Raw genomic sequence first — 12,995 nt, forward strand, 5'->3', positions numbered from 1 at the left:
GGACATAAAAAGAGGGCAGTGTTATAATTTTTTCTAAAAAATGTAATACATAATGTATCAGAATGTTTACGGTTGTAAGGCTTTTATCTGTAAAGGAACAGGAACAAAATTAATGAAAGAGAAAGCATATTTTCATCTGCCTGGGTTGTTTGAATTTTATGAACTGTACCGGATGTTTTTGCCATTATTCCGGGAACACAGGGAGTATTTTTATGACTGGTGTGAAATAGGTTCCATATATGGTGCTCCATCAGACTGTATCTGGGGAGGAGGCAGGACAGGATTCGGAGAGAATGATCCTAAGGAGGTACTTGAGCTGATGCAGGAATATGGAATTTCTGCCCGGCTGACCTTTAGCAATTCCCTTCTGCGCCAGGAACATCTTTTGGATAGGAAATGCAATACACTGTGCCGATTGTTTGAGAAAAACACGGAACCGCAAAATGGTGTAATCATTTATTCAGAATTGCTTCTGAAATATATTAAGAAGCATTATCCGGGATTCTATTTCGTTTCTTCCACCACCAAGGTTCTGACGGATTTTACACAGTTTGAGAAAGAAATCAGGAGAAAAGATTTCTGTTATGTAGTGCCGGACTTCCGGTTAAATAAGACCTTCGATCAGTTGAACACACTGACCCAGGCTGAGAAGAATAAAGTGGAATTTCTCTGTAATGAATGTTGTTGGTTCGGCTGCAGGAACAGAAAAGCCTGTTATGAAACAGTCAGCCGTAAAAATCTGGGCGAAAACTGCCCGGAGTATCGCTGCAAGGCACCGGAGGGAGAAAAGGGTTATTTATTTTCCAAGGCTATGAAAAATCCGGGATTTATTGGAATCGATGATATCAGAAATATTTATCTTCCAATGGGATTTTCAAATTTTAAGATAGAAGGCAGAGGGCTTGGAAGTGCCCTGATATTGGAATTTTTGCTCTATTACATGACCAAACCGGAATATCAGATACATGTCAGGGAAAAAATATATCTGGACAGTATGCTGGACTTGTTTTGAGAAACAATGTACTAACAGTAACGAAAATTACACTACACGTTTCCTTTTGTGTGTGGATATGATACAATTCATGGATGAATAATAGAGGAAAGCCGGGAATCTGATTATGAAAAAGCAATTAAATTACGTAGATATAATAAAAGAAACGGTGGTTCTCACCTGGGCGGTAGCTATCATAGCAGCTGCGGTTTATTTTTTTCTGGTGCCAAGCCATACTTCAGTCAGCAGTATTTCAGGTCTTGGAATTGTGCTGTCCAATTTTGTACCAATTCCCTTGTCTGCAATTACTATGGTTCTGAATGTGGTGCTTTTGATCATAGGTTTTATCACTTGTGGAAGAGAGTTTGGAATAAAAACGGTTTATACAAGCATTATGCTGCCTGTATTTATTGGTCTGTTTGAGAGGATATTTCCAGATATGGGTTCTATGACCGGCAGCCAGGAGTTGGATGTGCTTTCCTATATCCTGGTGGTCAGTGTGGGACTTAGTATTCTTTTTAATAGAAATGCATCCTCCGGCGGGTTGGATATTGTGGCAAAGATTATGAATAAGTACCTTCATATGGAACTGGGAAAGGCAATGTCCCTGTCCGGGATGTGCGTGGCTCTTTCCGCAGCACTGGTATATGATAAGAAAACGGTTGTGCTGAGTATTCTTGGAACCTATTTTAACGGCCTTGTGCTGGATCATTTTATTTTTGACCACAATATTAAGCGAAGGGTATGCATTATCACAAAAAAAGAAGAAGAACTTCGCAGGTTCATTATTGAAGAACTGCATAGTGGAGCCACTATTTACGAATCCATAGGTGCCTACAATATGCAGAAAAGGAATGAGATCATTACTATTGTAGATAAGACAGAATATCAGAAACTGATGAATTTCATTAACAATCAGGATCCAAAAGCTTTTGTTACGGTGTACAATGTTTCGGACATGCGCTACCAGCCGAAAAAATAAAAGGGATAAGAGAACAGGGGAAGTCAAGACAGAGGATTTATAAAACAATAAAATACTGCGAACAAAGTGAACAGTAACAACTTGATAGCTGTAGATAAGATAGTAAAAGAAAGAGGCAGATGATGAAAGCAGGGATCATTGGAACAGGATTTGCAGCAGAGGTACATATGAAAGCACTTCGTGCCTGTAATGTGTCTGTTGATGTGGTAATGAGTCAGAAAGAAGAGCATGCAAAAGCATTTGCAAAAAAGTGGGGGATTCCTAAATGGGTAACTTCAGTGGAGGCGATCATGGAATCAGAGGCAGATGTGATCCATATTTGCACCCCGCCGGCTACACATGGGACTCTGGTAAAATCTGCTTTAGATGCAGGAAAACATGTATTGTGTGAAAAACCGCTGAGTCTGTCACAGACAGAGGCAAAAGATCTTGCAGAACAGGCCGCAATGAGTGGAAAAATCTGTGGAATGGTATTAAATGTCCGGTATCATATGGCATGCCGGCGGGCAAAAGAACTGGTGGAGAATGGTATGATCGGACGTCCGATCCTGATCCATGGAACATATTTGCAGGAATTTGGAGCACTTCCGGCACCCTATGACTGGAGATATCATCCGGAAACCGGAGGAGAAATGCGAGCAGTTTCCGAGATCGGAACCCACTGGTTTGACATAGCAGAATATATATCAGGACAGAGGATTAAGGAAGTATCTGCCTTATTCGCATGCTATACGCCTCACCGGATTTTAAAAGACGGTATGATGTATCCAGACAAAGCTTCTGAAAAGGCGAATGAAACCGGAAGAAAAGTGCAGGCATCTGCTTCCTTGGATGGAGACAAGATAGAAGTAACATCAGAAGATGCAGCCATTATTCAGATGAAATTTGAAAATCAGGCACTGGGAAGTGTGGTACTTTCGGAAGTATCTCCTGGAAGAGGCAATCATCTTTCCCTGGAGATCACAGGAACTGACGGGAATATCTGGTGGAATGAGGAGGAAAACAATCAGTTGTTTACAGCCAGAAAGGGCGAAGGGATCCGGAAGGAGGTTTTTGCCTTTGGAAATGGATTTTCAGAAACCTTTATACAGATGTTTGAGGCTTTTTACCAGGCAGTCCAGGAAGGCAGGTCAGGGGAAACTTATCCGGATTTTGCCAGGGGAGCAAGAATCGCCAGGATCTGCCAGGGCGTGTTGGAAAGTGTCAGAACTGGCGGTGCCTGGATCAATGTAGAATAAATAGAAAAGCGTGAAAAGTAATAACATTCAGAACGAAGCAAAGATAATAGGAGAGTATATGACAGCGCAGGATGTGATTAGATTATTAGATATGGTGCCTTTGGGACAGGAAGGTGGCATGGTAAAAGAAACCTGGAAAAGTAAGAAAAAAGATCATGGGATTTCAGAGGGAAGTGCGATCTACTATCTTCTGACAGAGGATTCTTTTTCACATTTACATCGTCTCACAGGAGAAGAAGTGTATCATTTCTATATGGGAGATCCAGTGGAATTGTGTGAACTTATGCCGGATGGAAGTACAAAGCTTACAGTTCTTGGAACAGATCTTTTTAAGGGGCAGGTACCCCAGCATGTGGTTGAAGGGGGCGTATGGCAGGGATCCCGCCTGAAAGAAGGGGGAAAATGGGCGCTGCTTGGAACTACCATGTGTCCTGCATATTCTGAGAAAGAGTATGAACATGGTAACCGGGAAGAACTTTTGAAAAAGTATCCGGATGCAGCAGCATATATTCGGAAGCTCACCGGAGAAGTCAAGGATTGGTAACTATACTGCAATTACTGTACAGTTACAAGGAGTTATAAAAATATCACCAGCTTATAAAAATAGGTAAAGGTATTACAGAAAGGTAAGGAACATGAAAGTAAAGCTACTGGCACTTGATATTGATGGCACATTGACAAACGATGAAAAGAAGATCACATCAGATACGAAAAATACACTTCTGCAGGTACAGGAAAAAGGGGTAAGGCTTATGCTCGCATCTGCCAGACCGGTTCCCGGACTTTATGAGATGGCAGAAGAACTGGAACTGTACACGCATCAGGGAATCCTGATGGCTTACAATGGAGGCAGGATCATTCTGGCATCGGATGGAAGTGTTCTGTCAGAGACTAGCATGGACAAAGAGAAAACAAAAGCACTTCTTCGCTATCTGGAAACCTTGCCTGTAACAGTGATTCTGGATGATGGAAAGCAGTTTTATGTTACCGATGAAAAAGGGTATAAAGTGGAATTTGAATGCAGAAACAACCGGATGAGCTGTACAGAAGTTGATAACCTGTCCGATTTTCTGGACTTTGCTCCTGTGAAACTTCTTCTGGCAGTTGACCCGGAACAGATTCTTCAGATACAGCAGCAGATCGCAGCACATCTGGATGAGGATCTGACGGTTGTAAGAACAGCTGCTTTTTATCTGGAGATCATTCCAAGACAGATTGACAAAGGAAAAGGACTGAAGGATATCTGTAAGGTCCTTGGAATTTCCATTAAGGATGCTGCTGCATTTGGAGATTCGGAAAATGATATGCCCATGCTAGAAGCTGCAGGATGGGGAATTGCAATGGAGAATGCTGAAGAGGCAGTAAAAGATAAAGCAGATAAAGTTACTCTTTCCAATAATGAAGATGGGATCGCTTATGCAATCAAAAAATGGCTCCTGGACTGACTAAGTCAGTCGCAGGAGTTTTTCATGCATGAAAACCATCAGAATCAGTAAAAGCAGAAAGAACATAGGAAGCAGGGAGGTACTCAGGTTCTGGGCGATCAGTCCGAATACAGGGGGCATAAGAAGACTTCCCATATAAGCACTTGCCATCTGTACACCGATCACTGCCTGGGATTTATCTGCTCCAAAATGATCAGGTGTGGAATGGATGATGCATGGGTAAATAGGAGCACAGCCCAGACCTATCATCAGCAGTCCTGCTTGTGAGCCAAAGCCGACTGGCAGAAGCATAATAAGGATACCCGCCAGAATAATAGCCTGTCCCATACGGATCATCTGTGGGTCGGACAGCTTCATGGTGATAAAACCGCTAAGAGCACGCCCTACGGTAATGCCGATAAAGAACAACGCTGCAAGTCCTGCTGCTTTTTCAGCAGAAAAACCGCTGTGGAAAACAAGGTAGCTACTTGCCCATAAAATGGCAGTCTGTTCAATGCCGCAATAACAGAAGAATGCGAGCATCACTTCTTTTGCACCGGAAATAGACAGTATTTTTTTCAGCGGGAGTGGTTCTGAAGAAGCTTCTTCCTGCACCTGAGCATTTCCACCCACTTTTTTCCATAAAGGAAGACTGCATACCAGAATTGCTGTCAGCATAAACTGCAGGCAGGAAATATAACGGTATCCCATGTTCCAACGCTGTCCACCGGTAAGTACATATCCCATAATATAAGGACCAAGGGATGTGCCCAGTCCCCACATACAATGCAGCCAGCTCATATGACGGCTTGCGTAATGAAGCGCAACATAGTTATTTAAGGATGCGTCTACGCTTCCTGCACCCAGTCCATAGGGGATGGCCCAGAGGCAGAGCATCCAGAAGGAACCGCTGATAGAAAAACCAAACAGTGCGGCAGCAGTGATACCTACGCTGATCGCAGTAACCCTGCCGGTTCCCAGTTTCTTGGTAAGCCGGTCACTTTGAAGACTGGAAATAATGGTGCCCATGGAAATGATCATGGAAATAATACCGGCAGAAGAAACCGGAACTCCAAATTCAAGATACATTTTAGGCCATGCAGCTCCAAGAAGGGAATCCGGAAGGCCAAGGCTGATAAAGGATAAGTAAATAACAGCCAGTAATAAATGAATCATATTGTCAACCTCCTATCATTGTGATACGATTATATCATCATAAAATCGGAAACAGTAGAAGATAATCCTCATAAATATATGATAAAATCGCCAAAAATCCATCACCAGAGATGACTTGGAATGCAGCTTGCTTTGTAACTGTGCGGGTACCGAATTGTTACGAATACCTAACGATTGTATGATCACAGAGAATCAGAAAGGAACTAAAATCTATGGCAATCCAGGAATGTATCCAGAATATCGATAGTACAGGTCAGGAACTTTCACAGCATGGATCTTCTGTATTTCCTGTTGCCTGTTATCATGATGATCTGAAACAGGCAAATGTTGCCTGGCACTGGCATGAAGAACTGGAGGCTGTGGTAGTGTCAGAGGGAAATGTAATTTCGGCAGCCGGTTCCCGGAAAATTCAGGTAAAGGAAAGCTGTGGATTTTTCATCAATACAGGTGTACTGCATGGTGCCTGGAATGCTGAAAAGGGAAACTGCAGGTTCCATTCCCTTGTGTTTCATCCAAGGCTGATCGGCGGGAGAGATAGTATTTTCTGGCAGAAATATCTGCGCCCAATACTTACAGATACATCTCTTCAGATGGTTATTTTTGACAGTGAAGAGACATGGCATAAGGATGCCTGCGCTGCCATTGAAGAGGCATGGCAGGCAATGGTGCAGGAATATCCGGGATATGAATTTCAGGTAAGGGCTGCGTTATCCAAACTGATATTGCTGTTGTATAACCATTGTCCCTTATCAGGGCATGAGCCATCACCTAAGATATTAAGAAACGGCGAACGGATCAAGTCTATGCTTCAGTATATACAGCAGTATTATGAAGAGCCGCTGACTATTGGGATGATCGCACAGGCGGCAATGATCAGTGAAAGTGAATGTCTCAGGTGCTTCCGTGAGACGATTGGGACAACACCTATCCGTTATCTGAAGCAGTTCCGGGTACAAAGAGCTGCAGAAATGCTGATAACTACAGAGAAAAAGATTGCAGATATTGGCGAGCTGTGTGGATTTCAGGAGATGAGTTATTTTGCTAAAAGTTTCCGTGAGATGATGGGGATAACACCCTCAGAATACAGGAAGAAGGAGAAAAAGAATGAAAAAGAAATGGATTAAGGGACTGGTGGCATCACTTTGCATGCAGACCATGTTTATGGGAAATTCTGTGCAGGCAGCAGAAGGAACAAGCAATACCTGCTATGAGATTTTTGTGTATAGCTTTAATGACAGCAATGGGGATGGTATCGGTGATCTGAATGGTGTGTCCCATAAATTGGACTATATAAACGATGGAGACGAAAGTACACAAGAGGATCTGGGCTGTGATATGATCTGGCTTATGCCGGTGATGCCTTCCACTACCTATCATAAATATGATGTAATGGATTATATGGACATTGATCCGGAATATGGAACACTGGATGATTTTAAAAGCCTGGTTTCCAAGTGTCATGAAAGAGGAATCCAGGTGATCATAGATCTGCCGATGAACCACTCTTCCTCTAAGCATCCCTGGTTTTTGAAGGCCTCTGAATATCTACAGTCACTTCCGGAAGGACAGGAGCCGGATAGTGAAACATGTCCATATGTGGATTATTATAATTTTTCCAGGGAAAATCAGGCAGGATACAATCAGCTGGAGGGAACATCCTGGTTCTATGAGTCCAGATTCTGGAGTGAGATGCCGGATCTGAATCTGGGAAATCCATTGGTGCGGCAGGAATTTGAAAAGATTGTCCGGTTCTGGCAGGAACTGGGGGTGGATGGCTTCCGTCTGGATGCGGCAAAAGAATATTACAGCGATATGACGGATAAAAATGTGGAAGTTTTAACCTGGTTTAATCAGATGGTAAAGACTAATAAACCGGACGCATATATTGTAGCAGAAGTGTGGTCAGATATGGATACCTACGGGAAATATTATGCCAGCGGGATTGACAGCTGCTTTGATTTTGCTTTTGCCGGTAATGAGGGGATCATTGCAGATACTGTAAAGAAGATGAGCTCCTATAATGCTTCTTCTTATGGAAAGGCGCTGATTACCTTGCAGAATACCCTTGAAAAGTACGGGGAGGATCCGGTGGATGCACCATTTTATACCAATCACGATATGGCAAGAGGTGCAGGATATTATTCCGGAGAAGATAGCGAAAGTCAGACCAAGATCGCTCAGGCCATGAATCTTACCATGACTGGACAGGCATTTTTGTACTATGGGGAAGAGCTTGGGATGAAGGGAGCGGGAAAAGACGAGAATTTCCGTGCCCCAATGTACTGGAGTACAGACAAAAATGCAGAGGGCATGTGCAATGGACCGGAAGCTATGGATACAGTAAAGATGAAATATGGAAGTCTTGAAGAGCAGGAAAAGGATGAAGCTTCTGTGTATCAGTATGTAAAAGATGTGCTTCATTTGAGGGAAAAATATCCGGAGATCCAAATGGGAAAAGTGACTTTTGAAGAAGATCTTTCCGGAGACAATATCTGTACTATCCGTAAAAGCCTGGATGATTCGGAAATTCTGCTGGTATATAATATCTCAGGAGAACAGGAAGCTGTGGATCTTACAGGAGTAAGCCTGAATCAGAAAACACAGGGGAATATTTCGCTGGAGGATATACTGGTTGGGAAAGAGGTTGCTCCCACACTAAAGGAAGGGATTCTTCAGATGCCGGCATATTCTATTGCTGTCCTTAGGTGAAAAAGTTTTTATCAGTGGGAGGACAATCCAGGTCTCACGCACGTTCGACTTAAATACTGTGAAGATTATGTGAAATAAATAAAAGATGCTTGACGCACTAAAAAACGGGTGTTATATTACAAGTAGAACAGGGAGTGAGACTATGGAAACAAAGAGAGATTATTATCAGGTGCTTGGCATCAACAGAGATGCACAGGAAAGTACCATTAAGAAAGCATACAGAAAACTGGCAAAGAAGTATCATCCGGATTCAAATGCAGGGGATCCACAGGCTGAACAGAAGTTTAAAGAGATTACAGAGGCTTATTCTGTGCTTAGCGATCCTGAAAAAAGAAAAATGTATGATCAGTATGGCCATGCTGCCTTTGATGAAGGTGCAGGCGGTGCAGGTACCGAAGGTTTTGGCGGATTTCATGGCAATTACGGCAGGAGTGGCGATGGCTACCAGGAATATCATTTTGAAGGTGGTGACATGGATGATATTCTGAAAAATATGTTCGGCGGCTTTGGGAACAGAAGCTCCCATGGATTTGGCGGCTTTGGAAGTAGTTTCGGTGGCTCATCAGATGGCTTCCATCAGGGATTTGGCACAGGCAGAGGTGGCTTCGGAGGTTTTGGAGGCAGCCGTGATGGTGCTGATCTGAATGCCGATGTGACAGTAAGCTTTGACGAGGCAGCTTTTGGCTGTGAGAAACGGATTTCATTATCGGATGCCAATGGTATAGGGAAAACACATACATTGCAGGTGAAGATCCCGGCAGGTATTGATACCGGAAAAAGCATCCGGCTTCGTGGAAAGGGGCAGCCAGGTGCAGGTGGCGGCCAGCCTGGAGATCTGATTTTGAAGATCCATGTTATGCCTAAGACCGGTTTTGAGAGAAAAGGACAGGATGTATATACAATATTGAATATCCCATTCACTACCGCTGTGTTAGGTGGAGAAGCAGTTGTGCATACTTTGTATGGCGATGTGATGTGCCGGATCAAGGAAGGCACACAGTCCGGAACGAAAATCCGTCTTAAGGGGAAAGGCATTGTATCAATGAAAGATCCCTCTGTACGGGGAGACCAGTATGCAGAGGTCAGGATCCAGGTTCCAAGGAATCTGAGCAGGGAGTCAAAAGCAAGATTGCAAGCATATGAAGACAGCATGAACCAATTTGAAAATGCCAGATATTCTGCATGAGTGAAAAAATAACATATTTCTAAAAAGTTTATTATTGACGGTGCAGTGCTTTTTATGCCAATATTAACATTGGTGTATAAGGACTGCACTTATTTTGTTTGGAGACACCAGTATAGTGACAATTAAGGCAAGTCAATATGGCGATTACTTAATATTTGCTGTATTAGGTATTTGGAATATCTTATCTGGAAATAAGAAACAGTCCTACAGAATTTTCGAGGGAGGTAATCATGATAAATAAACGAGAGTGCGGTGTACTGCTTCCAATCAGCAGCCTGCCGTCAAAGTACGGAATCGGGTGTTTTTCAAAGAGTGCATATGATTTTGTAGATGAACTGAAGGCAGCAGGACAGTGCTGCTGGCAGATTTTGCCCCTTGGTCCGACCAGCTATGGGGATTCTCCCTATCAGTCTTTTTCCACTTTTGCAGGTAATCCTTATTTTATCAGTCTGGAAGATCTGATCCAGGAGGGTGTGCTTACAGAAAAAGAATGCAATAGTGTAGACTTTGGAAATAAAGCAGATGATATTGATTATGAAAAGCTGTATAAGGGACGGTATAAGCTCCTCCGTAAGGCATATGGCCGCAGTGATATTACCAAGAATCAAGATTTTCTGAAATTCCAGAGGGAACAGGGATATTGGTTAAAGGACTATGCACTGTTTATGGCTGTCAAGGACAGGTTTGAGGGTGCACCGTGGAGTGAGTGGGCACAGGATATCCGCCTGCGCTGGCAGAATGCGTTGGATTATTACAGACAAGAGCTTTATTATGAGATTGAATTTCAGGAGTATATGCAGTTTAAGTTCTATGAGCAGTGGGGCAAATTAAAGGCATATGCAAATAGTAGAGGGATTCGTATTATTGGAGATATCCCGATTTATGTTGCACTGGATAGTGCTGATACATGGGCAAGTCCGTGGCTGTTTAAACTGGATGAAGAAAATCAGCCTACACAGGTGGCCGGATGTCCTCCCGATGGCTTTTCTGCTACCGGACAGTTATGGGGCAATCCGCTGTATAACTGGGATGTTCACAGACAGTCAGGTTTCGACTGGTGGGTGAAACGTCTTGCTCATTGCTTTAATATGTATGACATTGTACGAATCGACCATTTCCGTGGCTTTGATGAGTATTATGCAATTCCATTTGGCGATACGACTGCAGAAAATGGCTGGTGGGAAAAGGGACCTGGAATGGATCTTTTCCGTACTATTTCTTACAGACTTGGTGACAGAGATATTATTGCAGAGGATCTGGGCTTTATGACAGATACTGTAAAACAGCTGGTAGAGAACAGCGGATTACCCAATATGAAAGTGATCGAGTTTGCATTTGATGCAAGAGATACAGGAAATGCCAGCGATTATCTTCCACATAATTATCCCAGAAACTGTGTGGTTTATACAGGTACCCATGATAATGAGACATTGAGAGGCTGGTTCCGCGATATTTCTCCGGAAGAGCGAAGACTGGTTCGTCAGTATTTGAGAAACTTCCATGATTCAGACGAAGGTATCTGCGAGGATCTGATCACACTGGTTATGAGAAGTGTGGCGAATCTTTGCATTATTCCGATGCAGGATTATCTGGGACTGGATAACAGTGCCAGGATCAATCAGCCATCTACTTTGGGCAAAAACTGGAGATGGCGTCTGAAAAAGGGACAGTTTACGAAAAAGCTGCAGAAGGAAATGCTGGATTTGGCTACCAGATACGGAAGAAGAAACTGGACAAAGACAGAAGAAGAACTGGAAGCAGAAAAACTGGAAACAGAAAAGAATAAGAAATAAAGGTCAAGGGCTGATGCTGTATTTTTGCATCAGCCCTTTTTTAAAAAAACAGCTGTTTTTTAATGATAAACCGAATATTTTGATTTAAAGAAATCAATGACTGCAGATATGGCAAGAGATGCACAGAGTAGAACAAGGGTGATCAGCAGCCAGTTATGGAAAGAATAAATAAAGTCCGTGAAATAGTATTCAAAAATCAGCGTATGCAGAAGAAACATATTCATGGAATGCTTTCCAAGTAAAGATAAAAATGGAAAACGGAATCCTTTCAGATCTGTAAGAATAAAGAAAATACCGGAAAGGATCAACGCTAGCAATCCGTCTGTAAGATCTTCGTGACCGCATTTAAAACGGAAAGTAAGGATGACAAGAAACAAAAATGCAAAAAAAACCAGTGCCAGGCTATAAAATACAGTATCCGATTTAATGGACTTTAATTTTTTCCTTAGAGAAAACAGATATCCATAAATATTTTCACTGGCGGCCATGATCCCAAGGAGCATGGTGAAAAGGTAAGTGGTGAATGCAGTGAGAGGGATCCCTAAATATGTTAACATGGCAGCCACAACTACAGCGGATAAGCCAAAATGGTCATACAGGGAAATCAGCAAAGGCATGGCAAAGACCATCAGGATGGCTACGGACATGTACCACCAGGTTTCGTTATAGGATGGTGTTCCAAAGAAGCTGGCAAGTCCCGAGGCATCGATAATCATATAAAAGATACCTTTTAAGCCGCCTTCTTTAAAGTAAATCCCAAGTCGGTCCACTCTTAAGAAAAAGGTAAGGATACTGATAAGGTAAACGATCAGAAAACCGAAAGCAAGCTTCTTATAGCGATGCCATACGTAACCTGTCTGCTGGTCTTTTGGCTTCTGGCGAAGAGAAATGGTGATTCCGCATGCTGACAGAAAGACAAAGATGGCTACGCATATTTTGCTTAGTGCACTTAAGGTCATTATTTTATCGATAGGGATCAATCTGGAAGAAACATGATACTTTTCAACAAGATCTGCGGAACAGCTGAAAAGATGATGGAACAGCATCAGGATGATTCCTGCTCCTTTCAGTACAAATGTTACATTTTTACTGAAAAAGACAGGGCATTCCGGATTGGATTGACTTTTTGAAGAAGACATAAAAACCTCCAATAAATAAGCGTTTATAAATTTGAAACCAGCACATTATTCTGCGAATAAGTGTACTAAGTTATGTTGCTGCAGCCACAGCCAACTGGATTATAGCATAGAAAGAAATAAAGGTCACTACTTGCCAAAAAATGCAGATGGTGCTATAATATATCCGTTCGCAGATATAGTTCATTGGTAGAACATCAGCTTCCCAAGCTGAGGAGGCGGGTTCGATTCCCGTTATCTGCTTGCTGAACCCCTGAACGCTTGTAATAGAAGGGCACTGAAAAAGTCTGATTCTAAAAAAGAATTGGGCTTTTTTTCGTATTTCCATTATAATAGAAATATAAGGAGGGAGCGGCTACC

Annotated in this window: 11 protein-coding genes and 1 tRNA gene; 10 read left to right on the forward strand and 2 right to left on the reverse strand. The window is 42.6% G+C overall.

The features are described 5' to 3' along the window. The first annotated feature begins 112 nt into the window (after positions 1-112). The 5 genes from OCV61_RS08310 (at position 113) to OCV61_RS08330 (ending at position 4,656) form a co-directional block, all read left to right on the forward strand. Positions 113-1,012 carry a hypothetical protein gene (locus OCV61_RS08310; protein WP_158421444.1) on the forward strand — a complete coding sequence of 300 codons (900 nt, stop codon included), beginning with the start codon at positions 113-115 and terminating at the stop codon, positions 1,010-1,012. 106 nt (positions 1,013-1,118) lie between these two features. After that, on the forward strand, positions 1,119-1,973 hold the full coding sequence (locus tag OCV61_RS08315) for a YitT family protein (protein ID WP_158421445.1): 855 nt from the start codon (positions 1,119-1,121) through the stop codon (positions 1,971-1,973). Positions 1,974-2,092: 119 nt separating this feature from the next. Beyond that, positions 2,093-3,211 (forward strand): Gfo/Idh/MocA family protein, encoded by a 1,119-nt coding sequence (locus OCV61_RS08320; RefSeq protein WP_158421446.1) that lies wholly within the window; start codon positions 2,093-2,095, stop codon positions 3,209-3,211. Positions 3,212-3,269: 58 nt separating this feature from the next. Further along, positions 3,270-3,755, forward strand: coding sequence for a cupin domain-containing protein (locus tag OCV61_RS08325; RefSeq protein WP_158421447.1), 486 nt, complete (start codon positions 3,270-3,272; stop codon positions 3,753-3,755). Between the two features lie 91 nt (positions 3,756-3,846). Beyond that, complete coding sequence (locus tag OCV61_RS08330) at positions 3,847-4,656, forward strand: Cof-type HAD-IIB family hydrolase (protein WP_158421448.1); 810 nt, start codon at positions 3,847-3,849, stop codon at positions 4,654-4,656. Here the strand turns inward: OCV61_RS08330 and OCV61_RS08335 are convergent, their stop codons facing one another. Next, entirely contained in the window at positions 4,657-5,811 is a 1,155-nt protein-coding gene (locus tag OCV61_RS08335) for an MFS transporter (protein WP_158421449.1), read from the reverse strand. It lies immediately after the preceding gene. Positions 5,812-6,023: 212 nt separating this feature from the next. Here OCV61_RS08335 and OCV61_RS08340 point away from each other — a divergent pair, with 212 nt between their 5' ends. The 4 genes from OCV61_RS08340 to malQ all read left to right on the forward strand — a co-directional run bounded on the left by OCV61_RS08340 (position 6,024) and on the right by malQ (position 11,499). Further along, complete coding sequence (locus tag OCV61_RS08340; RefSeq protein ID WP_158421450.1) at positions 6,024-6,935, forward strand: AraC family transcriptional regulator; 912 nt, start codon at positions 6,024-6,026, stop codon at positions 6,933-6,935. Then, on the forward strand, positions 6,916-8,520 hold the full coding sequence (locus tag OCV61_RS08345; protein WP_158421451.1) for an alpha-amylase family glycosyl hydrolase: 1,605 nt from the start codon (positions 6,916-6,918) through the stop codon (positions 8,518-8,520). The genes OCV61_RS08340 and OCV61_RS08345 overlap by 20 nt, the downstream gene beginning before the upstream one ends. A gap of 142 nt (positions 8,521-8,662) precedes the next feature. After that, a complete protein-coding gene (locus OCV61_RS08350; RefSeq protein ID WP_158421452.1) occupies positions 8,663-9,706 on the forward strand; it encodes a DnaJ C-terminal domain-containing protein in 1,044 nt (347 codons plus the stop codon). 191 nt (positions 9,707-9,897) lie between these two features. Then, the gene (gene malQ / locus OCV61_RS08355) at positions 9,898-11,499 is read left to right on the forward strand and encodes a 4-alpha-glucanotransferase (RefSeq protein ID WP_262582752.1); all 1,602 of its coding nucleotides are present in this window, start codon (positions 9,898-9,900) and stop codon (positions 11,497-11,499) included. Positions 11,500-11,558: 59 nt separating this feature from the next. Here the strand turns inward: malQ and OCV61_RS08360 are convergent, their stop codons facing one another. Continuing rightward, the gene (locus OCV61_RS08360) at positions 11,559-12,638 is read right to left on the reverse strand and encodes an acyltransferase family protein (RefSeq protein WP_158421454.1); all 1,080 of its coding nucleotides are present in this window, start codon (positions 12,636-12,638) and stop codon (positions 11,559-11,561) included. 169 nt (positions 12,639-12,807) lie between these two features. On the opposite strand from OCV61_RS08360, the gene OCV61_RS08365 reads away from it, so the two are divergent. Continuing rightward, a tRNA-Gly gene (locus OCV61_RS08365) sits at positions 12,808-12,878 on the forward strand. Positions 12,879-12,995: the final 117 nt, after the last annotated feature.

Source organism: Blautia ammoniilytica, assembly GCF_025566965.1.
In the GTDB taxonomy this organism is placed as follows: Bacteria; Bacillota; Clostridia; order Lachnospirales; family Lachnospiraceae; genus Blautia_A; species Blautia_A ammoniilytica.

Bases quoted from the DNA above. Each gene is read 5' to 3' on its own strand.
- OCV61_RS08310 (WP_158421444.1), top strand. From the start codon at position 113: ATGAAAGAGAAAGCATATTTTCATCTGCCTGGGTTGTTTGAATTTTAT.
- OCV61_RS08315 (WP_158421445.1), top strand. From the start codon at position 1,119: ATGAAAAAGCAATTAAATTACGTAGATATAATAAAAGAAACGGTGGTT.
- OCV61_RS08320 (WP_158421446.1), top strand. From the start codon at position 2,093: ATGATGAAAGCAGGGATCATTGGAACAGGATTTGCAGCAGAGGTACAT.
- OCV61_RS08325 (WP_158421447.1), top strand. From the start codon at position 3,270: ATGACAGCGCAGGATGTGATTAGATTATTAGATATGGTGCCTTTGGGA.
- OCV61_RS08330 (WP_158421448.1), top strand. From the start codon at position 3,847: ATGAAAGTAAAGCTACTGGCACTTGATATTGATGGCACATTGACAAAC.
- OCV61_RS08335 (WP_158421449.1), bottom strand. From the start codon at position 5,811: ATGATTCATTTATTACTGGCTGTTATTTACTTATCCTTTATCAGCCTT.
- OCV61_RS08340 (WP_158421450.1), top strand. From the start codon at position 6,024: ATGGCAATCCAGGAATGTATCCAGAATATCGATAGTACAGGTCAGGAA.
- OCV61_RS08345 (WP_158421451.1), top strand. From the start codon at position 6,916: ATGAAAAAGAAATGGATTAAGGGACTGGTGGCATCACTTTGCATGCAG.
- OCV61_RS08350 (WP_158421452.1), top strand. From the start codon at position 8,663: ATGGAAACAAAGAGAGATTATTATCAGGTGCTTGGCATCAACAGAGAT.
- OCV61_RS08360 (WP_158421454.1), bottom strand. From the start codon at position 12,638: ATGTCTTCTTCAAAAAGTCAATCCAATCCGGAATGCCCTGTCTTTTTC.